At 70.1% G+C, this 25,459-nt stretch carries 19 protein-coding genes; 10 read left to right on the forward strand and 9 right to left on the reverse strand.

Translation table 11 applies throughout. The features are described from left to right. Positions 1 to 43 precede the first annotated feature (43 nt). Positions 44 to 1,426 (reverse strand): lipase family protein, encoded by a 1,383-nt coding sequence (locus AB0H49_RS18550; RefSeq protein WP_354998485.1) that lies wholly within the window; start codon positions 1,424 to 1,426, stop codon positions 44 to 46. Between the two features lie 147 nt (positions 1,427 to 1,573). Between AB0H49_RS18550 and AB0H49_RS18555 the strand changes: the two genes are divergently transcribed. The 4 genes from AB0H49_RS18555 (at position 1,574) to AB0H49_RS18570 (ending at position 7,159) form a co-directional block, all read left to right on the forward strand. After that, positions 1,574 to 2,356, forward strand: a complete 783-nt coding sequence (locus AB0H49_RS18555) for an SDR family oxidoreductase (RefSeq protein ID WP_354998486.1) — start codon at positions 1,574 to 1,576, stop codon at positions 2,354 to 2,356. 74 nt (positions 2,357 to 2,430) lie between these two features. Further along, positions 2,431 to 3,570, forward strand: a complete 1,140-nt coding sequence (locus AB0H49_RS18560) for a hypothetical protein (RefSeq protein ID WP_357252901.1) — start codon at positions 2,431 to 2,433, stop codon at positions 3,568 to 3,570. Then, positions 3,557 to 5,083, forward strand: coding sequence for a hypothetical protein (locus AB0H49_RS18565; protein ID WP_357252904.1), 1,527 nt, complete (start codon positions 3,557 to 3,559; stop codon positions 5,081 to 5,083). The genes AB0H49_RS18560 and AB0H49_RS18565 overlap by 14 nt, the downstream gene beginning before the upstream one ends. A gap of 243 nt (positions 5,084 to 5,326) precedes the next feature. Next, positions 5,327 to 7,159, forward strand: a complete 1,833-nt coding sequence (locus AB0H49_RS18570; protein WP_357252907.1) for a phosphoenolpyruvate carboxykinase (GTP) — start codon at positions 5,327 to 5,329, stop codon at positions 7,157 to 7,159. An 88-nt stretch (positions 7,160 to 7,247) separates the two neighbouring features. Here AB0H49_RS18570 and AB0H49_RS18575 read toward each other — a convergent pair whose 3' ends face one another. Then, entirely contained in the window at positions 7,248 to 7,982 is a 735-nt protein-coding gene (locus AB0H49_RS18575) for a phosphohydrolase (RefSeq protein ID WP_357253158.1), read from the reverse strand. 142 nt (positions 7,983 to 8,124) lie between these two features. On the opposite strand from AB0H49_RS18575, the gene AB0H49_RS18580 reads away from it, so the two are divergent. Together AB0H49_RS18580 and AB0H49_RS18585 are read left to right on the forward strand one after the other, a co-directional pair. Then, complete coding sequence (locus tag AB0H49_RS18580; protein ID WP_354998490.1) at positions 8,125 to 9,078, forward strand: helix-turn-helix domain-containing protein; 954 nt, start codon at positions 8,125 to 8,127, stop codon at positions 9,076 to 9,078. Between the two features lie 186 nt (positions 9,079 to 9,264). Further along, complete coding sequence (locus AB0H49_RS18585; protein ID WP_357252909.1) at positions 9,265 to 9,468, forward strand: hypothetical protein; 204 nt, start codon at positions 9,265 to 9,267, stop codon at positions 9,466 to 9,468. Positions 9,469 to 9,538: 70 nt separating this feature from the next. On the opposite strand, the gene AB0H49_RS18590 is transcribed toward AB0H49_RS18585, so the two are convergent. Beyond that, entirely contained in the window at positions 9,539 to 10,984 is a 1,446-nt protein-coding gene (locus AB0H49_RS18590; protein ID WP_357252912.1) for an aldehyde dehydrogenase, read from the reverse strand. A 243-nt stretch (positions 10,985 to 11,227) separates the two neighbouring features. On the opposite strand from AB0H49_RS18590, the gene AB0H49_RS18595 reads away from it, so the two are divergent. Continuing rightward, a complete protein-coding gene (locus tag AB0H49_RS18595; protein ID WP_357252915.1) occupies positions 11,228 to 11,524 on the forward strand; it encodes a hypothetical protein in 297 nt (98 codons plus the stop codon). Between the two features lie 4 nt (positions 11,525 to 11,528). Here AB0H49_RS18595 and AB0H49_RS18600 read toward each other — a convergent pair whose 3' ends face one another. Further along, positions 11,529 to 12,311 carry a methyltransferase domain-containing protein gene (locus AB0H49_RS18600; protein WP_354998494.1) on the reverse strand — a complete coding sequence of 261 codons (783 nt, stop codon included), beginning with the start codon at positions 12,309 to 12,311 and terminating at the stop codon, positions 11,529 to 11,531. A 251-nt stretch (positions 12,312 to 12,562) separates the two neighbouring features. After that, positions 12,563 to 12,697 (reverse strand): hypothetical protein, encoded by a 135-nt coding sequence (locus tag AB0H49_RS18605; RefSeq protein ID WP_354998495.1) that lies wholly within the window; start codon positions 12,695 to 12,697, stop codon positions 12,563 to 12,565. Between the two features lie 313 nt (positions 12,698 to 13,010). Here AB0H49_RS18605 and AB0H49_RS18610 point away from each other — a divergent pair, with 313 nt between their 5' ends. Further along, positions 13,011 to 14,180, forward strand: a complete 1,170-nt coding sequence (locus AB0H49_RS18610; RefSeq protein ID WP_354998496.1) for a glycosyltransferase family 4 protein — start codon at positions 13,011 to 13,013, stop codon at positions 14,178 to 14,180. A gap of 42 nt (positions 14,181 to 14,222) precedes the next feature. Here the strand turns inward: AB0H49_RS18610 and AB0H49_RS18615 are convergent, their stop codons facing one another. Beyond that, positions 14,223 to 16,208, reverse strand: coding sequence for a hypothetical protein (locus tag AB0H49_RS18615; protein WP_357253161.1), 1,986 nt, complete (start codon positions 16,206 to 16,208; stop codon positions 14,223 to 14,225). 406 nt (positions 16,209 to 16,614) lie between these two features. Between AB0H49_RS18615 and AB0H49_RS18620 the strand changes: the two genes are divergently transcribed. Continuing rightward, a complete protein-coding gene (locus AB0H49_RS18620) occupies positions 16,615 to 17,832 on the forward strand; it encodes a polysaccharide biosynthesis protein (protein WP_357252918.1) in 1,218 nt (405 codons plus the stop codon). A 173-nt stretch (positions 17,833 to 18,005) separates the two neighbouring features. Here AB0H49_RS18620 and AB0H49_RS18625 read toward each other — a convergent pair whose 3' ends face one another. Beyond that, the gene (locus AB0H49_RS18625; RefSeq protein WP_357252921.1) at positions 18,006 to 19,160 is read right to left on the reverse strand and encodes a DUF3068 domain-containing protein; all 1,155 of its coding nucleotides are present in this window, start codon (positions 19,158 to 19,160) and stop codon (positions 18,006 to 18,008) included. Between the two features lie 204 nt (positions 19,161 to 19,364). Here AB0H49_RS18625 and AB0H49_RS18630 point away from each other — a divergent pair, with 204 nt between their 5' ends. After that, the gene (locus AB0H49_RS18630) at positions 19,365 to 20,591 is read left to right on the forward strand and encodes an acyltransferase (protein WP_354998499.1); all 1,227 of its coding nucleotides are present in this window, start codon (positions 19,365 to 19,367) and stop codon (positions 20,589 to 20,591) included. A 54-nt stretch (positions 20,592 to 20,645) separates the two neighbouring features. On the opposite strand, the gene AB0H49_RS18635 is transcribed toward AB0H49_RS18630, so the two are convergent. Together AB0H49_RS18635 and AB0H49_RS18640 are read right to left on the reverse strand one after the other, a co-directional pair. Then, positions 20,646 to 21,152: a DinB family protein gene (locus tag AB0H49_RS18635; protein WP_357253163.1), complete on the reverse strand. Its 507-nt coding sequence runs from the start codon at positions 21,150 to 21,152 to the stop codon at positions 20,646 to 20,648. A gap of 137 nt (positions 21,153 to 21,289) precedes the next feature. Continuing rightward, entirely contained in the window at positions 21,290 to 25,441 is a 4,152-nt protein-coding gene (locus tag AB0H49_RS18640) for an alpha-(1->3)-arabinofuranosyltransferase (protein ID WP_357253166.1), read from the reverse strand. Positions 25,442 to 25,459: the final 18 nt, after the last annotated feature.

The raw sequence follows: 25,459 nt of genomic DNA on the forward strand, positions 1-25,459 counted from the left end.
AACAGCACGGCAATCGAACCCCGGCCGCGCGGTCATCGCGAGGTCAGGCCGCGACTTCGGCGACGATCCTCGGTGCGGTGGGGGTCTCCTGCCGCAGTGGCCGCCCGAGCACGACCTTCACCGTTGTGCTCGCCATTTCCAGCAGTCCACGCAGGCCGGTCGGGGAGGCGAGCACCGACCACACGGTGGTGTCGGAATCACCCGTCGGCGGCTCGCCCGCCAGCCGGTCCGCGAGCCAGGCCAGGCTGATCGGGGTGGCCATCGGCAGCATGGAGAAGTGCTCGCTGAGCCGGTCGCGCACGTAGGTGACCTTCGCGCCGCCCTTGCGGTAGCGGGCGACCTGACCGTCCACGCCGTCCATGTGGATGACCTGGTCGTGCACGGGTTGCAGCACCAGCAGCGGGCAGGTGGGGGTGGAGTTGCCGAGGCGCAGGTCGTCGAACATGTCTTGGAACGCGGGCGCCGCGAGGATCTCCGCGAGCGGGCGCCGCAGGAAGTCGTCCATTTTCTTGCCCGCGAGCGCGAGGATCGCGCCCAGCGGCGTCGAGGTCTCGGCCGTGGCGACGAAACGGAGCCCTTCGTCGGTGAGTTCCTCGTCGATCACCGCGCCGAGGGCCGGGTAGAGCCGGTGCAGCGCGGCGATGACGATGGCGGGCAGACCCGCGAAGTGGCCGCCGTTGAGCCGGGTGAACACCTGCTCGGGATCGCCGACCGGCGCGCCGAGCACCGCGCCCGCGATGTTCAGCTCCGGCGCGTAGGTCGGCGCCATCTCCACCACCCAGGAGCTGGCCATACCGCCCCCGGAATAGCCCCAGACGCCGATCGGGGTGTCGCCGTGCAGGCCGAGCGGTGCGAAGTGCAGCGCCGCGCGGAGGCCGTCGAGCACGCGATAGCCGGGTTCGCGCGGCGCGCCGAAGTTGCCGTGCGGTCCCTCGTGGTCGGCGATCGAGACCGCCCAGCCGCGGCGCAGCGCGTTGGCGACCAGCAGCCACTCCAGCTGGGTGACCGCGCCGATCGCGCGGGAGCCGCGGCGCAACGCGTAGGACGGCGAACACTTCTCGGTGACCGCGTCCATGGCGGTCTGAAAGGCGAGCAGCGGACGGTCCTCGGACGGGTCGGCGCCGTCGGGCAGCAGCACGGTGGTCACCGCCACCTCGGGCGAACCGTGCAGATCGTTGCTGCGGTAGAGCAACTGCCAAGCCGAAACCTGTTGTGGCACAAGGCCGAAAAGGGCGAGGTCGATGGCGCGACTACGCAGGATGGTCCCCGGTGGCCGAGAGGCGAATCCGCGCGGCGCCCGGTAGAACGGGTCCGCGCTCGGCAACAGCGGCTTGTCGCCGGGCAGCAGCGCCTGCGCGCCGCGGGTCGACCGGTGGCCGACGGGCCCCGTTTCGCTGTCGACAACACCGATGGCGTCGACGGTCATCGCAACCTCCTCGACGGGCCGTCGCACCCGCTCGAAAAGCGAAGCTGCGCACCGACTATGGTGCCGACCACAAGTGCAGAGTAAGTGACGCCCGCCATCTGTGTGAACCCTGGTAACAGGGGTCGACGGCGGCACTAGACTGCCGTCATGAGTTCACCGACCGTGTTCATCACCGGTGCGGCGGCCGGTATCGGCCGGGCCACGGCACTGCTTTTCGCTGGGCACGGGTACCACGTCGGGGCCTACGACATCGACGAGGTCGGACTCTCCCGGCTTGCCTCGGACATCAACGCCGCAGGTGGCAGGGTGCGCACCGGGGTGCTGGATGTGACGAACAACACGCACTGGACCGAGCGGCTCGCCGAGTTCCACGAGGCGACGGGCAGGCTGGACATCCTGATCAACAACGCGGGCATCCTGCGCGCGGGCCGTTTCGAGGACATCGACCTCGGCACCCATCAGACGATCATGGACGTGAACCTGGGCGGCGTGCTGGCGGGCATGCACCACGCCTTTCCGTACCTGCGCGACACCAGGGGCGCCCAGGTGGTGAATCTCTGCTCGGCGTCGGCGATCTACGGTCAGCCCGAACTCGCCAGCTACGGCGCGACCAAGTCGGCGGTCAAAAGCCTCACGGAGGCATTGGATCTCGAATGGTCGCGGCACGACATCCGGGTGATCGCGGTCTGGCCGCTGTTCGTGGCGACGGCGATGGTGGACGGCATGAGCACCGGGACGACGAAGTCGCTCGGCGTGCGGCTGACCGCCGACGACGTCGCCGACGGCATCTGGGAGGCGACGAGCAAACGTCCGCGGCTGCCCAGGGTGCACTACGAGATCGGTACCCAGGCGAAGCTGCTCGCCGCCGCGGCGAAGTACGCCCCGAGCTGGGCGGTTCGCGCGGCCAACAAATACTTCGCGGGCTCCTGACCGGTAGCGGCGCTGTATCTGACAGAACCGCGTATGTCTGACAGAATTGCGCGTCGACAAGGGGGTGTGCAGCCATGCCGACGGCCACCGAATTCAACGGGCAGATGCGTGAGCGGGGAGTTCCCACGCGCGAACAGGACCAGCTGGATCGGCTTCTCGTCGATCTGCAGTCGGTGGGCGGCCGGGCCGCCGCGATCGGTCATCACGCCAACAGTGCCGTCAACGCCTGGCGCAGGCCACCGCGCATCCAGGTGACCGGGCGCGCGCACGCGGGCCGGACCACGGTGCTGCAAGCGCTCGCGCTGATGTCGGCGGCGGAGACCGGTCCGGTGGACGAGCCGGGCGCGCCCGATCCGGTGCTCGACGCCGACATCGTCGTCTACGTGCTCGCGGGCGCGCCGCTGCCGGCCGATCGCCGGGTGCTCGCCGAGCTGCCGCCCGAGCGCACCGTGGTGGTGTTGAACAAGGCCGACGCGATCGGCTCGCGCTGGGGCGACGCGGTGGCCGCCGCCGACCAGTACACCAGGGAGCTGGGCATTCTCACGCTGCCGGTGGTCGCCGCGCTCGCGGTGCGCACGAGGGCGGGCGCCGTCACCGACGCCGACATGGCGACGTTGCGCAGGCTCGCCGCCGACGCGGACCCCGCCTTGACGCTCTCGCCGGACCTGTTCGTCTCGCCGACCGCGGGCCCCGACGTCGCCGAACGCGAGCAGTTGCTGCATCGCTGGGAGCTCTACGGCGTCACCTGCGCGCTGAGCGCCCTGCGTCACGATCCCGAGCTGAGCCCGCACGCGATCCTGCAACTGCTGCACGCCGCGAGCGGCATCGACGCGCTGCACCGGCTGCTGCACCGCCGCTACGAACAGGTCTCCGCGTTGCGCGGCGGCGAGCTGCTCGACGAGCTGGCCCGGCTGGCCGCCCGCGCGGTCCCCGGCGAGGCCGGACCGGCGAGGGACATCCTCGAGGACTACCTCTACGGCGACGACGCGATGTGGCTGGCCTTGTGCGCCGGGCTGGCGAATCCCTCGGTCGCGCACCTCGCCGCGGGTTACCCGTCGCCCGCGCCCGCCGACGCCGACGACGCGCTGAACAGGGCGGCCCGCTGGCGCGCCGTGGTCGCCAGCGACATGCCGCCGGTGGCGCGCCGCTCGGCGCTGCGGGTGCACAACGGATACATCCGACTATGGGAGCGAATGAGCAGTGCCGGACTCTGATCGACCGGATCCGGCGCCGCCGGAACCGCTGTCGTCGGACGTGGAGGCGGTGGTCGCGCGCTGGAACCCGCAGGGCATGGCGCTGCTGAAGGCGGTGCGGGGCGCGGGAACCGCCTCGACGGTCGCTCTGATCGGACCCGACGACGCCAACACCACCCTCTTGCGCACTGAGCTGGCGCGTTTCGAACCCCGCATCGATCTCACCGATCCCATGACCGACGCGAACGCGGCCGTCGAATCCACCGCCCCCGCGGGCGGCGCGCCATCGGGCGTGGCGCTGATCCTGCTCGACGCGGGCACCAGCCTCGGCACCGACACCCTCGACGTCGTGCGGGGCCTGCGGGCCGACGGCACCAAGATCCTGCTCGTCATGAACGGCGTGCACGCCTACCAGGACTGGCGCACGGTGCGTTCGCACAATCTCGAACTGCTCGCCGGGCAGGGCTTCGACGATCTCGACATCCTCCCGGTCTCGGCGCGCCTCGCGGTCGCCGGACGCACCGGCGGCGACGCCGGACTGATCGACCGCTCCGGGCTGACCGCGCTGCACGCCGAGCTGACCGCCGCGGCGGCCGGCGCGGAGGCGTCCGGCGGCGAGCGGCTGAGCGCCGTGCTCGCCCGGGTGCTCACCGACACCAGGAAGCGGGTCGTCGAGCAGGTCGCCGCACTGCGCTCGGGCGCGGAACCGGCGCGCTGGCGCGAGGAGCGCGCCACGCTGCTCGCGGGCCGCGACGGCGGCCGTGCCACGGCCATGTCGACGTTGCGCGGCCAGCTGCACCTCGCGCGGGTCGACCTGATGACCGAGGTCGGCGGACACGTCAGGGCGCTGCACACCGCCGCGCGCACCGAGCTGGACCGGCTGCGTCCCGCCGAACTCGGCGACTACCCCGACCGGCTGCAACAGTCCGTGACCGAGCTGACCGGCGCGGTGGACGCGAGCATCGAGCACCGGCTCGCCGAGCTGGCGCACCAGCTGGACGGCGCGGGCCGCGCCGACCTCTCGCCGCACCGCAGGCGGGACCCGGCGCCGCGGGTCGGCCCCGACCCGGAGCCGAGGCACCGGGGTGTCGAAGATCACCTCATGATCGCGCTGGGTGCTTCGGCGGGCGTCGGCCTCGGCAGGCTGCTCGTCGCGCCGCTGTCGCTGGTCCCGGCGCTGGATGTGACGAGCATCCCCGTCACCTTGCTGCTCGGCGCGCTCGTCGCCTGGTGGGTGGTGCGGGCGCGACGGCAGGTCGCCGACCGCGCGCACGTGCGGCAGTGGGTCGCCGACGCGCTCGTCAACGTAAAAGCCCAGCTAGAACAGCGGGTGGCGACCGCGCTGGTGGAGGCGGAGACCGAACTGGCCGATCGCGTGGTGCGCGCGAGCGCCGCGCGGATCGTCGAGACCGACCGCCGGGTGGCCGAACTCGAGGCGCGGATTCGGCGCGCCGCGGCCGAGCAGCCGGGCCAGCTGGCGGCCTGTGAACGCGATATCACCATCCTCGATCGGCACATCGTGCCTGTTGAATAGGCAACCGAATGGGTAGTTAGTTAGGAACCCGATTCCGTACCGATCGTCACACCGCGTTAACCTCTAAGCAGGAACCTGGGCGTCCGCTTCGTCCTCGTCCGCCGTCCAGCCGGGGCGCGCTTTCGACTGGTCGTAGCGGGTTGCCTTCCCGCCAACGGTGGCACTCGGTGTGTTCGCGCTGGTCATGGGCCTTGGGCCAGGCGGCGAAGCATCGGAACCGCCGCCCATCTCAGGAGAGTTTTCATGACCTCAGCGACCATTCCTGGTCTTCGTGGATCCGACGGCCAGGCGCCGACCGAGCACAGCGAACTACTCGCCTGGGTACAAGAAGTCGCCGAACTCACTCAGCCGGACCGCGTGGTCTGGGCGGACGGTTCCGATGAGGAGTGGGAACGGCTGACCGACCAGCTCGTGGCCGCAGGCACCTTCAAGAAGCTGGACGAGAAGAAGAAGCCGAACTCCTTCCTCGCCCTCTCCGACCCGACGGATGTGGCCAGGGTCGAGTCCCGCACCTACATCTGTTCCAAGACCGAGGCCGACGCGGGCCCGACGAACAACTGGGTCGACCCCACCGAGATGCGCGCCACCATGACCGAGCTGTACCGCGGCTCGATGAAGGGCCGCACCATGTACGTGGTGCCGTTCTGCATGGGCCCGCTCGGCGCCGAGGACCCCAAGCTGGGCGTGGAGCTCACCGACTCCGAGTACGTCGTCGTGTCGATGCGCGTGATGACCCGCATGGGCACCGCCGCCCTGGAGAAGCTGGGCGCCGACAAGCCGTTCGTCAAGGCCCTGCACTCCGTCGGCGCGCCGCTGGCCGAGGGCCAGGAAGACGTGCCGTGGCCGTGCAACGACACCAAGTACATCACCCACTTCCCCGAGGACCGCGAGATCTGGTCCTACGGCTCCGGCTACGGCGGCAACGCGCTGCTAGGCAAGAAGTGCTACTCGCTGCGCATCGCCTCGGCCATGGCGCACGACGAGGGCTGGCTGGCCGAGCACATGCTGATCCTCAAGCTGATCTCCCCGGAGAACAAGGCCTACTACATCGCCGCGGCGTTCCCCAGCGCCTGCGGTAAGACCAACCTCGCGATGATCCAGCCGACCGTTCCCGGCTGGCGCGCGGAGACCCTCGGCGACGACATCGCCTGGATGCGTTTCGGCAAGGACGGCCGCCTGTACGCGGTCAACCCGGAGTTCGGCTTCTTCGGCGTCGCGCCGGGCACCAACCGCCAGTCGAACCCGAACGCGATGGCGACCATCGAGGCGGGCAACACCGTCTACACCAACGTCGCGCTCACCGACCACAACGACGTCTGGTGGGAGGGCCTGGAAGGCGAGCCCGATCACCTGATCGACTGGAAGGGCAACGACTGGTACCACCGCGAGACGGAGACGCTGGCCGCCCATCCGAACTCGCGCTACTGCACCCCGATGTCGCAGTGCCCGATCCTGGCCCCCGAGTGGGACGACCCGCAGGGTGTGCCGATCTCGGCGATCCTGTTCGGCGGCCGCCGCAAGACCACCGTCCCGCTGGTCACCGAGTCCTTCGACTGGCAGCACGGCGTGTTCATGGGCGCGACGCTCTCCTCCGAGCAGACCGCCGCGGCCGAGGGCAAGGTCGGCACCGTGCGCCGCGACCCGATGGCCATGCTGCCGTTCATGGGCTACCACGTGGGCGACTACCTGGGCCACTGGATCAACGTCGGCAAGAACGCCGACGCGGCCAAGCTGCCGAAGATCTTCTACGTCAACTGGTTCCGTCGCGGCGCCGACGGCCGCTTCCTGTGGCCCGGCTTCGGTGAGAACTCCCGCGTGCTGGAGTGGATCATCGGCCGGATCGAGGGTTCCGCGCAGGCCGAGGAGACCGCCATCGGCCACGTGCCGACCGCGGCGCAGATGGACCTGGACGGCCTGGACGTGGATCCCGCCGACGTCGACGAGGCGCTCGCGGTGAGCGCCGAGGAGTGGCGCAAGGAGATCCCGCTGATCGAGGAGTGGTTCGAGTTCGTCGGCGACAAGCTGCCTTCGGGCGTGCGCGACGAGTTCGAGGCGCTCAAGCAGCGCCTGGGCTGATTCTCTTTCGCGATCGCCCGCACCGTCTTTCGGTGCGGGCGATCGCGTTTTTCGGCGCGGGCGATTGTGCCTGCTCGGTGCGAACCTGCTACTCCGGGAATGGTGCCAGCCGGATCAGTGGCGCGAATTGGGCTACGGAGAGCAGCCATTTGGCGCGGCCGTCGGGAACGGCGGTCGCCTCGGCACGCAGTGCCGCGATCATGTGGCGCTTGAAGTCGTGGCGGGGATGGCGGTGCAGTAGTTCGGCCACCCAGTCGGGGGCGAGGTCGGCCATGCGCAGACCGAGCACGTCGACGCCCGCGCCCGCGGAGACCAGACCCAGGTCGTCCGGCCGGTCGGCGACGCCGATGGTCAGGTGAGCGGCGATGGCGGCGCCGATGGTCTGCGCCTGTTCGGGTGTCGCGCCTGCTCCTTCGGCGAACCCGACCGCGCGCTCCGCGCCCGTGACCGCGAAACATCGTCCCGGCGTGGGGTGTTCGAGGTTCAGGTCGTGTAGCAGGCACGACACGTAGGCCAGTTCGTCGTCGTAGCGGACGCCGTCGAGTTCGGCGAGTGCGCGTCCGAAGAAGTAGCTCCGGTAGGAGTGTTCGAGGACGTGCGGTGTAAGGCATTCGCGCGCTTCGTTTTCCGCGGCGCGGGCCAGCCGGGAGTCAGGGAGTCGCAGGTCGGTGAAATCGACGCGGCCCGCGCCGCGGCGGCCGAGGGCGAGTCGGACCTGCCCCGCGATGATGCCCGGCAGGGCTGTGGCCAGCTTGCCGGTGAGCTGTCGGCGCTGGCGGCCGGTCAGCGCGCCACCCGTTTTCGTGGCCCAGTTCCAGTCCATGCCCGCTGGCGCTCGGTTGTCTTCTGCTGGCGCACGCACGCCGACCTCCTTCGTCTCGACGACTTTCAGTGAACCGGCCGTCCGATGCCGCAACCAGTGGCGTGAATGACAGCCATGCTCCGATTCATGCCAAACTGAAGGCGTGAAACAGGTGGTCGCCCTCGCCTTGGACGGCGTCATGACCTACGACCTCGCCTGCGCGGTCCAGGCCTTCCGGCACGGACCCGGCAAGACCGGGGAGGGTCGCGGCTTCGAGATGCGGACCTGCGGTGTGCGCCCTGGACCGGTGTGGACGCCCAACGGCTTCGACCTGCGCGTCGACCACGGCTTGGAGCTGCTCGACGAGGCCGAGATCGTGGTCGTCCCAGGCATCGGGCTGCCAACCCTGCCTCCGTCGCCCGAGGTGGTCGACGCGCTGCGGGCGGCGGCCGAGCGTGGCGCGACCATGGTGAGCATCTGCGTCGGCGCCTTCGTGCTGGCCGGGGCGGGCCTGCTGGACGGGCGGCCCGCGACCACGCACTGGGCGTATTGCGCGGAGTTCGCCGAGCTGTTCCCGGCGGTCCGGCTCGACCCCGGCGCGCTGTATGTGGACGACGGCGATGTGCTCACCTCCGCCGGTCTGTCCGCGGGCCTCGACCTGTGCCTGCACCTGGTGCGCCGCGAACTCGGCGCGGGCTTCGCGGCCGAACTCGCGCGGTGGAACGTGACGCCGCCGCACCGGGAAGGTGGTCAGGCGCAATATATTCCGGACGCGCTGGGGCGTTCCGGCGCCGGTACGTCGGGGCTGGCCGCGACCTTGGCCTGGGCCGCCGCGAATCTCGCTGCAGCCCCGGATGTTTCGGCGCTGGCTCGGCATGCCCTGATGAGCGAGCGGACTTTCATCCGGCGCTTCAAGGCCGAGGTCGGCGCGACGCCGCGGCGCTGGCTGGAGGCGCAGCGCACCGCGCGGGCGCGCGAATTGCTGGAGACCACCGATCTGCCCGTGGAAGTCGTTGCGGCGCAAGCTGGTTTCGGCAGCGTCACGGCATTGCGCACCCATCTGCGCGCCGCGACCGGCGCGACACCCGCCGGATATCGCCGTTCGCTGCGCCGCTGATCGCTCGCTCCACCCAGGTGCGAGAGGTTTGCCGGTGCTGGCCTATCCTGACTTCGATATCGGCTTCACAACCGTTCGGCGCGCCGATGCTTTGGCGAGCCGAACGGAGGAACTACTTCCCTATCGCCGTCGCGGCCCCGGCGCCCCGGGCGAGCGACGCACAGACGCGTGAGAGGTGGTTGGAGCATGACCGATCTGGAGTGGGACGCGTCCGAAACCCCGTTGGTGACCGGCGTCGAGTTGGCGGCGGCGAGCACGCCACTGCGCCGCGCCGCGGGACGGTTGCAGGAGGCGCTGCCGCCCGGCTGGCGGGTCGAAGTCGTCGACAAACATATGCGGCCGGGTCCGGAGGACACGGCGGCGTTGCGGGTCGTGATGCCCGACAACTGACCGGGGGCGAGCCGAGTGGCTCGCCCCCGTGTCACCGGTCGAATCCGGCCGGAGCGCAGGCGGAGGACGCCTAACCGGTCCAGCCGAGCGGCATCAGCAGCGACTTCTGCTCGCAGAACGCGTCGAGTCCCTCGGGACCGTTCTCGCGGCCGAGGCCGGAGTTCTTGTAGCCGCCGAACGGCGAGGTCGGATCGAAGGCGTACCAGTTGATCGCGTAGGTCCCGGTGCGCACTCGCGCGGCGATCTCGGCGCCGTGCTCGATGTCGGTGGTCCACACCGAACCGGCCAGGCCGTACGCCGAATCGTTGGCGATGGCGATCGCCTCGTCCTCGGTCTCGTAGGGGATCACCGAGAGCACCGGGCCGAAGATCTCCTCCTGCGCGATGGTCGACTTGTTGTCGACGTCGGCGAAGATCGTCGGTTCGACGAACCAGCCGCGGTCCAGATCGGCGGGCCGTCCACCGCCGAGCACCAGGCGCGCGCCCTCGGCCTTGCCCTTGGCGATGTAGCCCTCGACGCGTTCGCGCTGGCGCTCGGAGATGAGCGGGCCGAACTGGACGGACGGGTCGGTGGGGTCGCCGGTCTTCTGGGTGCGCACGTGCTCGACGAGCGCGTCGAGGATCTCGTCGTAGCGGCTGCGCGGGGCGAGGATCCTGGTCTGCGCGACACAGCCTTGGCCGCTGTTCATCAGACCCGAGAACGCGAGCATCGGCATGCTCGCAGCGAGATCCATGTCCGGCAACAAAATCGCCGCGGACTTGCCGCCGAGTTCCAGCGAGACGCTCTTGAGCTGTCCGGTGGCGATGGCGCCGATCTTGCGGCCGACCGCGGTGCTGCCGGTGAAGGTGAGCTTGTCGACCCCGGGATGGGAGACCAGGTACTCGGCGACCTCGGCATCCGCGGGCAGCACCGAGAGCACGCCTTCGGGCAGACCGGCCTCGGTGAAGATGTCGGCGACCATGTTGGCGGTCAGCGGGGTGAGCGGAGCGGGCTTGAGCACCACCGTGCATCCCGCGAGCAGGGCGGGCGCGAGCTTGTTGACCGCGAGGAACAGCGGCACGTTCCACGCGGTGACGGCCGCGACGACGCCGCGCGGTTCGCGCGTGACCCGCGTGGTTCCGAAGCCGCCGACGCGCGTCTCCTGCCACGGAAACGTCTGCGCCAGTGCGGCATACGCGTCCAGTGCCGCGGTGGCCGGTATCTGGTTGAGCGTCATGGCGATCATCTGCGGCGCGCCCATCTCGGCGGTGAGCGTCGCGAGCAGATCGGCCGAACGCTGCTCGATCAGGCGCGCGGCCCTGGTGAGCACCGCGGCGCGCTCGAGCGGCGGGGTGGCGGGCCACGGTCCGTGGTCGAAGGCGTGGCGCGCGGCGGCGACGGCGGCGTCGACGTCGGCCCGCTCCACCACCGGGACGCTGCCCACCGGCTCGACCGTGGCCGGTGAGATGACCTGAAGGCGTTCGGTGCCCGCTGGCGCGGTCCAGCGGCCGCCGATGAACAAGCTGTCGTAATGCATGAGAACACGTTACAATTTTGTCGCCCGCTTGTCTGTAACCTGTTTCAGTTTATTCCCGGCGCACCCCTCTGACCTGGTCGAATTCCAACCTGTCGGTTCGCTTTTGCCGAGAACGCACTATTGCGTTCTGTTGCTGGACAGTGGATGCTGTAGCTACTCACCAGCTCCCTCCCGCGTTTTCCGGCCGAACCGGCTTCGGCCGAGCAGGCATTGATCCGAGACCGTAATTGGGGTGAACGTGTCATGGCGGTGCAAGTGATCGGCCGGTCGTTGATGACCAGCGATCAGACCGAACACCAGGCGAAGAGTGTCGGCTCGGGCGGTTGGGTGGTGTCCTTTCTACCGGGGCGCACGCTGACGATCGAGCAGGCCACGGCGGCGATGCAGGCCGCGGAGGCGGTCGCCGTCGTCGGAATCCTCGCCGATCAGGTCGGCTTGACCACCCTGGAGACGGTCGGGCTGGCCATTCAGGAATCGCCGTGGGAGCAGGACGGGCCGTGTGGCCGTCGCTGGCGCCGCGGTTGGCTCGCGAAGCAGTAGTCGGTCAGGCCGATTTCGTCGCGACAACCACGAGGTTGCTGACGGCCAGCTCGCGCACCGCGGGCACGCGCACCAGCCACCAGGCCCAACGCGGGTGATAGCGCGGGAAGACCGTGCGCACGTCGGCCGAAGTCGTTGCCGCCCAGTGCAATCCCTCGGAGGCGCGGACCGCGAACAGCGACTTCCCGTACCGGTTCTTCGGTTCCTTGCCCTGCTTGCGGCGGTACCGGCGGGCGGCGTACTCGCCGCCGAGGTAGTGCCACGGTCCGGTCTCGTGTCCGCCGAACGGGCCGAGCCAGACGGTGTAGGAGAGCACGATCAGTCCGCCGGGGCGGGTCACCCTGACCATCTCGTCGGCCATCGCCCACGGCTGCGGCACGTGCTCGGCGACGTTCGAGGAGAAGCAGATGTCGACCGCGTTGTCGCGGAAGGGCAACGCCATGCCGGAGCCGCGCACGGCGCCCGCGACGGAAAGGCCCGCGGCGTGCATCTCCGAGGGGTCCGGTTCGACGGGAATGTAGCGCGCGCCGGTCTTGGCGAATTCGTCCGCGAAATAGCCGGGGCCGCCGCCGACGTCCAGAATCGTGGTGCCCGCGAGGTCCGCTCCCGCGATGTCGGCGTAGAAATCCCCGATCATCTCGGCGGTGTCGGTGGCGAGACCGCCGTAGAAGCGCGCCGGGTCGGTCTGTTCGAAGCGGAAGCTGCCGAGTAGTCGCAGCGACCGGCGCAGCGTCGCGCGTCGCGCGAATCGGGGCGCGTCGGACGGTGTGATTTCGGCTCTCAGCACGGCGCCGAGTTTCGCACAGGGCGTCGCGTGCCCGGTTCGTGGGTTTGCTCAGGCTCGGTGGCGGCCGGGTGCGGTGGCGTCGGGGTTGTCCCGGGGCGGGCCGTCGGTTGGTCGTCGCAGGGCAGCAGGTGGGTCGCGCTCGGGGTGGCGGGCTGTGGCGGCGCGGGGTCGGACGGTTGCGGTAGCGCCAGGGTTGGCGCGGCGCGAAGGCGGCCCGGCGCCGCGCGCACCGGACCACCGCTTCGGGCGGCTCAGCCGACGCCGCTGCTCGCGCCGCTTCCGGTCGAGGTGGACGACGTGATCAGCGCCAGGATCATGCCGAGCAGACCGTCGAGGTCGCCGCCGTTTCCGGTGCCGCCGCCGGTCCTCGTCCGTGCGATTTTCATGGTGTTCTCCTCATCGTGATGGCCGGTCCGCCTTCGGCCGGCCTGCCCCTGAAAATCGGGGGTGGCGCGAGGGTATCCACATCAGGCTGTGAAATGAGCATGTTTCAGACTAATTCGTGGAAATCGCTTCGAATCGGCGGTGACGTGCCAGGATGGGCGGATAGGGCCCTTGACCGATGACCTTGTGCGAACCTTCGCATGCGCTCCGGCGGTGCGCGGACTATTACCCCACTTCGTCCGCCTGTGCCCGTTATTGTGTAGCCCGATGTCCGTCGGCCCCCGGCGAGACCCACCGACCGAGAGAAGCTCCACCGTGCGCGAAGTCCTCCTACTCTGCTGGCGTGACACCGGGCACCCGCAGGGCGGCGGCAGCGAACGGTACCTGGAACAGGTCGGCGCGCAGCTCGCCGCCCGAGGGGTCAAGGTCACGCTGCGCACCGCCCGCTACCCGGGTGCGCCGAAGCGGGAGCACGTCGACGGCATAGACATCAGCCGCGGCGGCGGACGCTACACCGTCTACCCGCGCGCGCTCGCCGCCATCGTCCTCGGCCGGTTCGGCATCGGACCGCTGCGCGGGGTGCGGCCCGACGCGGTGATCGACACTCAGAACGGCATTCCGTTCTTCGCGGCCACCGCGACCAAGGCGCCCTCGGTGGTGCTCGTGCACCACGGGCATCGGGAGCAGTGGCCGGTCGCCGGTCGGCTGGTCGGGCGGATCGGCTGGTGGATCGAATCGCGACTATCGCCGCGGGTGCACCGCGAGAACCAGTACCTGACCGTGTCGCTGCCCTCGGCGGAGGAGCTGGCCACCCTCGGTGTGGACCGCTCGCGCATCGCGGTGGTTCGCAACGGGGCCGAACCTGTCCCCGCCGACGCTCCGACCGGCGCCGCGACGACCCGTACATCCGAACCGCGCGTGGTGGTGCTGTCGCGGCTCGTGCCGCACAAGCAGATCGAAGACGCGCTCACGGCCGTCGCCCGGCTGCGCGACCGAATCCCCGGCCTGCGCCTCGACGTCGTCGGCGGTGGTTGGTGGGCCGAGAACCTCCAGGCCACCGCCCGCGAGCTGGCCATCGACGACGCCGTGACCTTCCACGGACACGTCGACGAACGCCGCAAACACGAACTCCTCGCCAGCGCCTGGGTGCACGTGCTGCCCTCGCGCAAGGAAGGCTGGGGACTGGCCGTCATCGAGGCCGCCCAGCACGGCGTCCCCACCGTCGGCTACCGCAGCTCCCGCGGACTCACCGACTCCATCGTCGACGGCGTCACCGGCTTGCTCGTCGACGACGTCGCCCAGCTCACCACCGCCGTCGGCGACCTGCTCGAGGATTCCGCGGCGCGCGGCGTGATGGGAGAGAAGGCGCGCGCGAGGGCCAGGGAGTTCTCCTGGGAGCAGACCGGGAACGGTGTGTACGAGGTGCTCGCGACGGTGTCACGCGGCGGCCACGTATCGGGATTGGTTGCGGCGCCCACAGATTGAGGTTGCGCACCCTGCGCGCATAGGTACGTCGCGCGCCAGGGCCTAAGTCTTCGCGCGGGACGCGCGTCGAGCGGCAAGGGCGAGTGCGGGGCCGCCGATCAGTAGTGTCGCCCAAAGGATGTGTGCGGCGATCGCGATTCCGCGGTGGTTCTGCGGCGAAGCGGTGGTTTCGGGGCCCGGGACTCGGTAGAGGGCGAGCTGGTCGTCGGTATAGATCGGATCCAATTGGACGAGTGTGGTTTTCGATTCGCCGAGGGGGCCGGGGGTGGTGCGTTCGACCAAGACCCATTCGACGCCGAGTCTCGCTAGATCCTGGGCCGAACCGCCGTGCAGAAGCAGGGTTTCCACATCACGGGCACGAGTGCCTTCACCGGATACCGTGCGGCCGCGCACGGGGAGCTCGCCGGTTTGCAGCACGTCGTTGGGCAGCATGCGGGGTGCGGGATCGAGCACGGGAGCGGTGCCGGAGTAGGGGAATTTGCGGAACATACCGCCGGGAAGGACCGCGATGTCGCCGGGGGTTGTGATGAGTTGAGCGACGTTGTGCCAGGCGGGGGGATAGTGCACGGGGCGAAGGGCGTTGCCGATGCCCCAGGAGAGGTCGAACAGGGGGAGGATGAGGAACGCGATGAATGCCGTTGCGGTCAATAGTGTTCCGCGTTGGATTGTGGTCGGTTCCGCTGCGGCCGAGTGTATTTCGCGCGTGTGCTCGGTAGGGCCTGCTGTTCCCGTGGTTTCGTCACTCCGGTCGGTGTGTTCTCTTTCGGTGGTCGGCTCGATGCCTGTAGCTCCAGAGGGTGCTGCGGCCAAGAGGTTTTCGCCGCTCGGATGGCGGGGGTCGGTTGGCTGGGACGCTTTGCCGTTCCGCTCGCCAGGGTCTGGTGCGGGTGCTGTTTCGTCGCCTCGCTCGGCAAGCCCCTCGGCGACACCCTCCGCTCGACTGAGGAGAGCGGTGAGCGCGGTGCAACCCGCCGCCGCGCACAGGGCGTAGGCGGGCACGGCCAGCGCGACGTACTTCTGCGTGTCCCGAAGCAGTCCCGCCCCAGGCACATTGACCACCAACCACTCCATCGCCTCCATCCCCGCGCCGGTCGCGGCGAGCGCGGGCAGCACGACGGCTGCGACGGCCAGCGCCAAGAGGGCGCGACGAATGCGCAGGCTCTCGTGTCCGCCGGTCTCGACGGTGGCGACAGCGCGGACGCCGGTGACGACGATCGCCAGCAGCAGTACGGTGCCGAGCAGTGCCAGCGGCGTCGTGCGCGAATCCGGCACGGCTCCGCCGTTCCAGATGCCGCCGAGACCGGCCAGCGAGCCCAGCGTGCCGAGCCCGGGTTCGGCACGCGCGGCGAAGGCTGGAATGCCCGCGGGGTCGGAGGGCTCCGCGCCCGCGCCGGACAGCGCCGTCGCGGTCAACCAGGGGGCGGATGCCGCCGCCAACAGGACGAGCGTGCCGAGGAGATGACGACGGTGCACCGTCGCCAGCGCGGTCACGCCCGCGAGCAGCGCACCGGTCGGCGTCAGCCCGGCCGCCGCGAAACAGCCCGCCAGCCCGGCCCACGCGCCCACCGTCGCCGCGTCGGTTCGCTGCTGTGCCGCAAGCCGCAGCCGATACGCCACCAGCGCCGTCCACGGCAGCGCCGCGTAACCGGCGAGCAGACTCCAGTGCCCCTGCAAGAGCCGCTCGGCCACGTACGGGTTCCACAGCGTCACCGTCACCGCGACCAGCTGCGCGGGCAGCGGCGCGCGCGACAACTCCCGCACCAGCACCGCCGCCCCATACCCGGCGGCCCACAGCGCGAGAACGAGGATGGCCTTCACGATCAATCCGCCGTCCACCAGCGGCGACACCGCCGCAAGCAGCGCATCCTGCGGAACGGCCCGCGGCGCGGAATCCCCGAGCCCTAGGGCCGACTCGGTGAGATACGACCGCGGGGTGCTCACCGCATCCCGCAACAGCAGGTACCCGGGCCCGAACAGCGGCCCCACCATCACCGCCACGAGCACCGCGCAGAACCCGCCCGCGACCATCCGCGTCCGCAGTCCCGCACCGCCGTCACTCACGACCCAGAACCCTACGACGCCCGCCCGCGCCCGTCCTGTCGGCACCGTGCCGGGCTGCTTCGAAGCAATCGGCGGGTCGGCCGAGCCGCCCCAGCCGCGGTGTTCGACGGCGGGTGCGGTATCCGGCTCGGCGTCCGAGGCTGGCGGGCGGGCGCCGCACTCGGAAGGCGCGCGAGTGTCTGCGGCTCCGTGGCGCACGAAGGACCGAGCGATCGGAGGGTCGAGGTGCAGCACGACGCGAGCAGCTCGCCGAGCCCAGCAGGCCCCGGTCCGGGGCATGGTCAGCGCGACTGAGGGGCTATGGGAGCGGGGCGTGGGCCGCTCGCACCAGGGCCGCGCGCAGATGTTTCGGATTGGGTGGGACGATTGCGGGATGTCTGTGGTTCGTCGTCCTCCTGTGGTGGCGGACCTGACGTTGGTCACGGCGGGGGCGATGACCGCCAACGTCGCCGGTTACCTGCTGCAACTGTTGGCGGGGCGGTGGCTCGGCGTCACCGGGTACAGCGAGTTCGCGAGTCTGCTCGCGGTGCAGCTGTTGTGTGCCGTGCCCGCGCTGGCGTTGCAGAACGTGGTGGCGCGCGAGCGGGTGCGCGGGGCCGAGGTGTCGGCGCTGCGCGGGTTGCAGTGGCGGTGTGCGCTGATCGTCGCGGTGGTGGCGGCGCTGTTGGTTCCCGTGGTGACGGTCGCGCTGGACGTAGGCCTGGTCGCGTGCGCCGGTGCGCTGGGCGCCGCGCCCGCGCTGGTCCTGCTCTCCGGCGAGCAGGGGATCTTGCAGGGCGGCAGGCGCTTCCGCGAGCTCGCGGTGGTCCTGGGTTCGGCGGGTGTGGCGCGGGTGGCGCCCGCGCTGGTCGTGCTCGCGCTCGGCGGCGGGGCCGGGGCGGCGTTGTGGGCGGCGGCGCTCGGACTGGTCGCGGCGGCGATCTTCGCGCGTGTGCTGGCCGGTGCGCCGACGGCGGCGGACGAACCCGGCGGACACATCGTCGGCGTGCTCCCGGTGCTGCGGGCCGCGCAGGTGCAGGCCGCGCTGATGGCGCTGTCGTCGGCCGACCTGATCGTGGTGCGGATGGTCCTAGACGAGGTCGACGCCAGTCGCTACGCACTCGGCGCCATCGCCACCAAGATCGCGTTCTGGCTGCCGCAGGCGGTGGGCGTCGTCCTCTATCCGCGAATGGCCCAGCCGACCCACTCCGCCCGCGCCATCCGCGACGCTCTCGCCGTGCTCTCCGCCATCGGCATCGTCGCGGTGCTGTGCGCCGCCCTCGCCGCCCCGATCGCCCCGCTGCTCGCGGGCCAGGACTACGCGCCGATCCAAGGCCTGCTCTGGCTGTTCGCCCTGCACGGCGCCATCCTCGCGGTGCTGCAGGGCGCCATGCTCTCCGCCATCGCCGTCGACCGCACCGCCATGGCAGCCGTCACCTGGCTCGGCCTCGCCATCGAGGTCACCCTCATGGTCTCCTTCGCCCGCTCGGTCCCATCCCTCATCATCACGGCCGTCTCCGTCGCCGCCGCCACCACGCTCGTGGTCGCAGTCGTCGTCCTACGCACCGCCACCCACACGCAGCCCGCCGAATCCCAGCCCGCGACAGACTGAGCCCGAGACGCCCGATCGAGCGCGCCCGGGTCGCTCCGATCCCACGGCTCGGCAATGCACGAACTTCGCGCTCGGCGACTCGCCCAGCGGAACCGGCCGGGATTCGGTGTTCGCGAACGAAAACGGCCCCCCGGCCGATCAGGCCGGGGAGCCGTTCGCGCAACCGCTGAAACTCAGAGGTTCTTCTTCACGTTGATCTGCTCGGTCGGAGCGTCGTCCACACCGCGCGGCGCACCACCGCTCGGGGGAGCGGTCGAACCCCTCGGCGGCAGGTTGCCACCGCGGACCGGGCGGGCCGGGGCGGGAGCGTTGCCGCCGCGAATACCCAGGATCACGCCGACGATCGCCAGGATCACGCCGAGCACACCGAGCACGATCGGCATGATGCGGCCGTACAGCGACAGACGGTCGATGTTGTCCTGAGCCACCGACATCTGCGACTCGATGGTGTTCTCGTCGAAGACGATGTTCGACTTCAGCGCGGTGACGTCCGGCTTGTCGCCGCTGCGCGCGTAGAAAATGTGGAGCTGCTCGCCGCCCTTGATGACGGTGCCGGTCTGCGGCTCGACCCACAGGTCACGGGTGTTGGTGTAGAAGCGGGTCATGGTGACCGGCTCTTCACCTTCGAGGCCCCACTTGGCGGCGGGCAGCGACAGGCGGTTGGTCGGCGCCTGCACGACGTCCCACAGGTTGGTGACCGGGACGGTCTGCCGGAAGTGGTAGACCTTCATGCTGTTGATCTCGGTCTCTTCGACGAAGTCGATGTCGAAGGTCGCGCGCGCGTTGAGGTCGAAGTACGGGTACGACTTCTTCTCGGTGCCGATCGGGAAGCGGTACTGCAGACCGGTGTGCTGAACGGGATCGGCGATGCTCTCGCCTTCCTTGTTGACCGTGGTCGCGATGGAGCCGTTGGGCTCCTTGTCGACCGGCATGCCGGTCTTGCGGTCGATGGTCACCCGGTCGACGACGGCGGTGAGCAGGCCGGTGTCGCCCTGCTTGTCGATGCGACGCAGAGTCTGACCTGCTTGGATCGTCATCTCCGTGGCGTCGGAAGGCTCTTCGACCGTGACGAACCGCTGCGAGATCAGCGGAACGTTGGAGTCCACCTTGGCCGCGCCTTCGGGCGCGGTCAGCGACCTGGAGTCGAGCACGAGGCTCTCCGAGCCCTGCTGACTGTTCGCGATGGTGGTGATCTCGAGATCGAGAGGAGTCTTGGCCAGTTTGTCGACGGTGTAAGTCGGGATCATCAGCGCCATCACGATAAGCAACGCGCCGAGACCCACGAGCAGGCAGGCCACCGTCCTTCTGGTACCGGCACTCAGTGCCATGCAAACACTCCTCGTCGTAGAACACAGGTCGGTGCGTAGTACTGCGGGCAGCCCGCGGCACTTCGTGAGCCCCGACACTAACAGTCCTTTGGCGTACCATGCGGTGCCGAGGCCGGAATCCGACCAGAAATCGCCCGAGTTTAGCGCGAAAAGTGAAACGAGTAGTTCTCACCTGGAAAAATTCCCCCGGCAGACTGGAGCTCGATGACCGCCACCCTCGCCGCCCGAACCGCGGCCGCGAATCCCGCGCGGACGCGCGGCTTCGTGCCCGCGTTGGAAGGAATGCGCGGGATGGCGGCGCTGGGCGTTCTGCTCACGCACGTCGCCTTCCAAACCGGCGCGACGGGAATGCCGGTGCTCGGCAGGATCTGGGAACGCTTCGACATGGCCGTCGCGGTGTTCTTCGCGCTCTCCGGCTTCCTGCTCTGGCGCCCGCACGCCACGGCGGCCCGCGATCTCGGCACTGCCCCATCGGTCGGCTACTACCTGCGGCATCGCGCCGCGCGCATCCTGCCCGCCTACTGGGCGGTGGTCTGCTTCGTGCTGATTCTGCTGCCGAGCGCCGCCGACACCGCGGGCTGGCGGGTATGGGCGTCCAATTTGGCGTTGACGCAGGTCTTCGTGCCGCTGACGCTGACGGATGGGCTCACCCAGATGTGGAGCCTTTCGGTCGAGGTGGCGTTCTATCTCGTGCTGCCGCTGTTGGCGTTCACGATCGTCCGGTTGCGTGGGAAATCGGCGCGTTGGCGAGCGCCCGCGGTGCTGGCATTGGGCCTGGTGAGTCTGAGCTGGAATTTCCTGCCGGTGCCGACTCCGGACGCGATTCACGCCGACAACTGGCTGCCCGCGTATCTGCCGTGGTTCGCGGCGGGCATGCTGCTCGCGGAATTAGTCGATGATGTGCATCCGCTATCAATCTGGCGGCGGATCGCGGGCAATCAGCTGCTGATGTGGTCCGTCGCGCTGATCGCGTTCTTGCTCTCGTCCACCGATTTCGGCGGACCGGCGGGACTCACCCGCGCCGAACCGTGGCAGTACGCCGCGAAGATGGCCCTCGGCGCGATCATCGGATTCGGCCTGCTCGCGCCGCTGGTGCTCGGCGATCGGAAGCACCGCTGGCTGGAATCCTCCGTCGCGGCGACCCTGGGCCGCTGGTCCTACGGCATCTTCCTCTGGCACCTCGCGGTGCTGACGATCGTCTTCCCGGTGTTCGGCATCCTGCCGTTCGGGGGGAACTTCGTCTACGTCCTCGTCCTGACCGTCGCCATCACCTTGCCCGTTGCCGCGGCCAGCTACGCGCTGGTGGAGGAGCCGTCGCGGCGGCTGGCTCGGCGGATGGATCGTCGGAAGACCGAGCGGGCGGATGCCGGGGAGGAGCGGCCGGTCGGTCCGCGGGGTGTGCCGGATCCGGCGCAGGTCGGAGCGCCCTGAAGCTGGGCGGTGTCTGGCTCGAGCCGCGGCATGGTCCCGGCCGGGGGCTTGGTATCACCGGCCCGCGACTGCGAGCTTGCGGCGCATGTCGAGCAGGTGGTGGCGGAGTTCGTGGAGGGTGTGCACCGCCAACCAGCGCAGCGTGCGGATCGATCGTTCGGGATACGCATACAGAATTTCGCGATTCCAATCGGCGGGTCCGAGTCGATCGAGCACATTGCCGAAAAGCATTGCCGCGTCGGCGAGTTGCCTTGCCACGTCTTCAGGATGTTGATCGTTGTATCCCTCGTGTTCCACGCGCTCGTCGCGCCCCATCGGCACCGTAGTCGGCAGAGACTCCCGCCGCGCCGCGAGTACCCGCTCGCGCTGGGCCAGCAGGACATCCCTTACATGGCACGCGTATTCGAGTGGCGACCACACTTCGGCGCTGACCCGGCGGCGCAGGCGTTCGGGATCGAGGGCGAGCAGCTCGCGGTACTCCGCGGCATAAGCCCGTGCGAGCCTGGAGGTCTCGTTCGAAAGCGCGAGGTCGTACACGAAACCGCATTCGGCACAGTCCATCACGGCTGTGGACGTTAGCAACCTCCCACCGCATGGCCGAGGAACATGCGGTGATGGAGGACCGCGGGACTCGTCGGGAGGTCGTCAGCCACCTTTCTCTCCCGCCGATTGCACCGTCTCGCCGGTGCGGGGTCTGCTCAGCTGGTTCGGCGGGGAGGCAGCGCGGCGAGGCCGACCGCGATCACTGCGACGAGAGCCGGGAGCTGGACCCACAGGGAGTGGCCCATGTAGCCGTCGGGCGCCCGCCATGGGCCGGTGGACAGTACGGCGGCCGAGACGGCGGTGCCGAGTCCCGCTGTCGCGGCGAGGAAGCGGCCGGTGTGGGGCGCGGCGAAGTGGGCTGCGGCCAAACCCGCTGCCACCAGCGCGGCGCCGACGGGGCCCGCGATGATCGTTGCCGCTCCGATGAGGCCGAGTGCACCAACGACACGGCTACGCCAGGGGCGAGGCGGGGTAGCCGTATCTGCGCGACGCCCACGCGGCACCGCGAGCAACATCAACGGCACCAGCAACAGCAACCCGCCGAAAATCCCCAGCCGGTACCACCGGTCCACCGGGAAAGAGATGGTGATCGGCCCCGCGGCGTCCGCGGGCAACAACCACCCCTGCTGCCACCCGTCCACCACGATCGGCTCGAGCGAACGACCGTCGGCCGTGTGCGCCTCCCAGCCGACGTTCGTGCTCAACGGCAACACCAGCAGCCGAAGATCCGTGGCCGGGGCGACGGGCTGGAAGTCGGTGCGGTTCAGGCGCAGTCGGTCGACGGAGAACAATTCCGTAGGCGCCACGACAACTTCCGCGCGACCTTCCGGCACCGGAAGGACTTCGTCGGAGCACGCCCGCGCGGCAACCGGTGCGCCGGAACGCAACTCGCCGACCGTCGCCGTGACGGACGTGCGCATCGTGCGTCCGCCCATGGCGATCGTCGGCCCATCTTCGCAGGGCACGGTCACCTCGCGATCCAGCCCGGCGGGCGCGGGATAGTCCGGCCCGAGCACCGTTACTTCGGCAATGCCGGGTGGCTGGGTTAGCGCGAAGCCGAGGGCGGTCTTGTCCAGCACCGGCTTCCAGCTCTGCACGCTGAGTTCGATCCGGTCGGTGACCGTGGGATGCAACGAGATTCGCGCCGGTTCGCCGGAGTCGTCGAGCTCGCGGACCTGCGGGCCGTTGCCGAGGTTCACCGACACCGAGGTGGGCGCGGCGGGCAGCCCGCCGAGCGACCGGGTGATGTCGAGGCCGGTGACCAGCGCGGGTTCGGGCAATTCGATGGTGAGAGTCGGCTTGGGGCCGGTGATGTCGCGCACCGAGTCTTCCGGCGCGGTCCAGCTGGTGCGTGGATCGCCGTCGGTCGCGGCGAACGCGGAGCCGCGCAGGTCGCCCACGTCGGCCTTGCCGCGCGCCACCGGCCTGCTGCGGTCGGTGAGCAGCGCCTCCAACGCGGGCCCCTGGCGGGTGCGCACGGTGAGTTCGGGGACGACCGTCATCGGCGCGGGCGAGTCGAGGGTGCGTTCGAAGAGACCGGGCTCCTCCGGCGCCAGCGCCAGGCCCTTGCTGCACCGAACCCGGTCCGGCGCGTCGAAACAAGCACCGCGACCGGGGAATTCCTGGCCGAGGTCCCAAGCCGTCACCTGCGCGTCCGCAGGGGTGGGCGGCAGCACGGTGCTGTGCCGGATGTCCACGCGGACCGGGGCGTCGCGGATGCTGTAGTCGTCGAGGGTCAACTCGCTGATACCGAATTGGCCACCGCCGGAACCGCCTTCGGTGCGGATGGCAGTGATGGTCAGCCAGTCGGAGCGCCCGGCGGGCAACGAAATGGACACCTGCGCACCGGGTTCGGTGATCCGCGCCGAGACGCTGCCATCGGCGGTGCGCACCTCGACCCACTTCACCGGGTCGCCGATCGCCGCCGAACTGGTGGTCAACCGCAGCAGCCCGGAGCTGATCGGTTTGTCCAGATCGAGCCGAAGCCATTGGCCCACAGCGCGTTCCGTGCCATTGCTGATCCACGCCGTGGAGGGATCGCCGTCGACGACCGCCGCGGTCGAACTCCCGGGCGCCGCGCCGCCGAGCTGGGTGGCGTCGGCGGCCGAACTGGACGCGGTCACGGTCGCGCCGGACCATTCCCCGCGCACCAGCTCCGCGCCGGGCACCGAATAGTCCGGCACCAGGTTGTGGGTACGCCGGGCGTCGTCGGGCGCGCGCAGCGCCGAGTTGTGGTTGTCGACTTTCCCGAAGTCGGCCTCCCGGTCCATCGGCGTATCGGTGACCGTCACCGGTCCGATCGGCAGACCTGCGCGGGCGGCGTCGGAGGTGAGCAGCGTCGGGCCCGGCGCGGCGCCGTCGCGGTCGAGTCGCTCGAGCACTTCCGGCCCGCCCTGCACCATCGGGACGTCACCGAGCGGAACCGTGTACGCGCCGGGGAACGACTCGGGAGCCCCGGTGCCCGAACGGATCTCGACGTCACTGCCCGCAGGCGGACGCGGCTCGACCCGGTAGATCTCGATCGCCCGATACGCCGGTCGCAGATCGTTGTCGGCGACCAAACCGTCGGCGATGACGTTCGTCTCGATCGGCGACCCGAACTCGGCCACCTTCGTCAGCCCGGGCGACCCCTCGATCGCCCGATGCGCGAGCAGCGGCCTGGTCGAGCGCGAAGTCTCGGGATCGAGATCGTTGCGCAGCACCAGAATTCCGATGCCTTGATCGGCGAGCGTCGTCGCCAACCCGGCCGACGGGCGGCCGTCCGCGATCAGCCGCTGCACCGAGTCCATCGCGCGGATGGTGCCCGGCGGGTTCAGCGGCACGGCGTCGCGCACCGCCCACGGCGTGCTGGCCAGCGCTTGCAGCGGCTCGTCGCGAGTCAACCCCCAGACCTGGCTGCCGAAGGGCGCGCCCGGCACGATCAGCGCGCGGGTGTCGGCGGCGTTCTCGGCCAGCCAGTCCGCGGTCTGCTGCCAGTAGGCGGGCACCTCGTCGTAGGCGCCGCGCGGGGCCAGCTTGCCGGTCCAGGCCAGCGAGGTGGAGAGCGCGAGCGCGGTGAGGATCAGTCCGGCGACGGCGACCATCCGATCGCGTTCCGGATGGGCGAACGCGCCGCGCCACACCGGAAGCGGCGCCGAGGCGGGCAGCGGCACCCGCGCGAGCAGATGCGCGAGACCGAGCACCAGCGGAATGCGAATCAATGGCTCGAGTTTGTGCACGTTGCGCAGTGGCGCGCCGGTCGAATCCAGGAAGACCCGCACCGAGTCCGCGAACGGACCGCTGAGCTCGCCCACGTATCCCGCGCAGATCCCGACCAGCCCGACGAGCAGGATCAACACCAGCCGCCCGCGATACGGCATCGACCGCATGGCGAGCCCCGCCATGCCCGCGGCGGCGAGCAGACCGGTGGCCAGCACCGCGGCGGGTTGGGTCACCAGGACCGCGCCCGCGATGCGTTCCGGCGAGACGAACGGGGTCCAGCTGTCGGTGCCGCGCAGCACCTCCGCCAGCGACGCCCACTGCGTGGTCACGCCGGAGGATTCGATGTAGTCCAGGAACGGCGGACTCACGCGGCCGAGCAGCAGCAGCGGCACCGCCCACCAGAACGTGGCGAGCACGAGCAGCGGAATCCAGGCCGCCGTGAAACGCCACCAGCGCTTGTTCGGCTTGTACGAAGCCCACCAGAGCAGCGCGGGCAGGAACGCGGCGACCGTGGCCACGGCGTTCACCGCGCCCATCAACGCGAGCGCCAGCGCACTGCCCGCGGGCGAAGCGGCGCCGCCCCGCTTGTGTCGCCGATACGCGGTGCCGAGCGCGGCGGGGGCCAGCAGCACCCACGGCGCGAGCACCATCGGCAGGGTCTCCGAGGAGATCGAGCCGAGCGTGGTGAGCACGCGCGGGGACAGCGTGTAAGCGACCGCCGCGACGATCCGGGACCCGCGGCTGCCGAGACCGAGCGCCTCGCAGAGCCGGACGATGCCCCAGAACCCGGCGAGCAGCAGCAGCGCCCACCAGATCCGCTGCGTCACCCAGGCGGGCAAGCCGAGCAGATCTCCGGCCGAGAAGAACGCGCCGTGCGGGAAGAAGTACCCGTAGGCCTGGTTCTGCACCTGGCCCATCGGGGCCTGGCTGCTCCACAGGTGCGCGGCGCGGTCGAGGAAACCCAGCGGATTCTGCGCCAGGTCGTACTTCGTGTCGGCGACCGTGAGTCCGGGCGCCTGCAAGAAGGTGAGCAGGAACGCCACGACCACCGTCGCGGCGAACCATCGTCTACCGAGCGGCGCGGCCTCGGACGGATCCGAGGCCACACCGGAGGAGCCGAGCGA

The sequence above is a fragment of the Nocardia sp. NPDC050713 genome (assembly GCF_040654315.1).
GTDB lineage: Bacteria > Actinomycetota > Actinomycetes > Mycobacteriales > Mycobacteriaceae > Nocardia.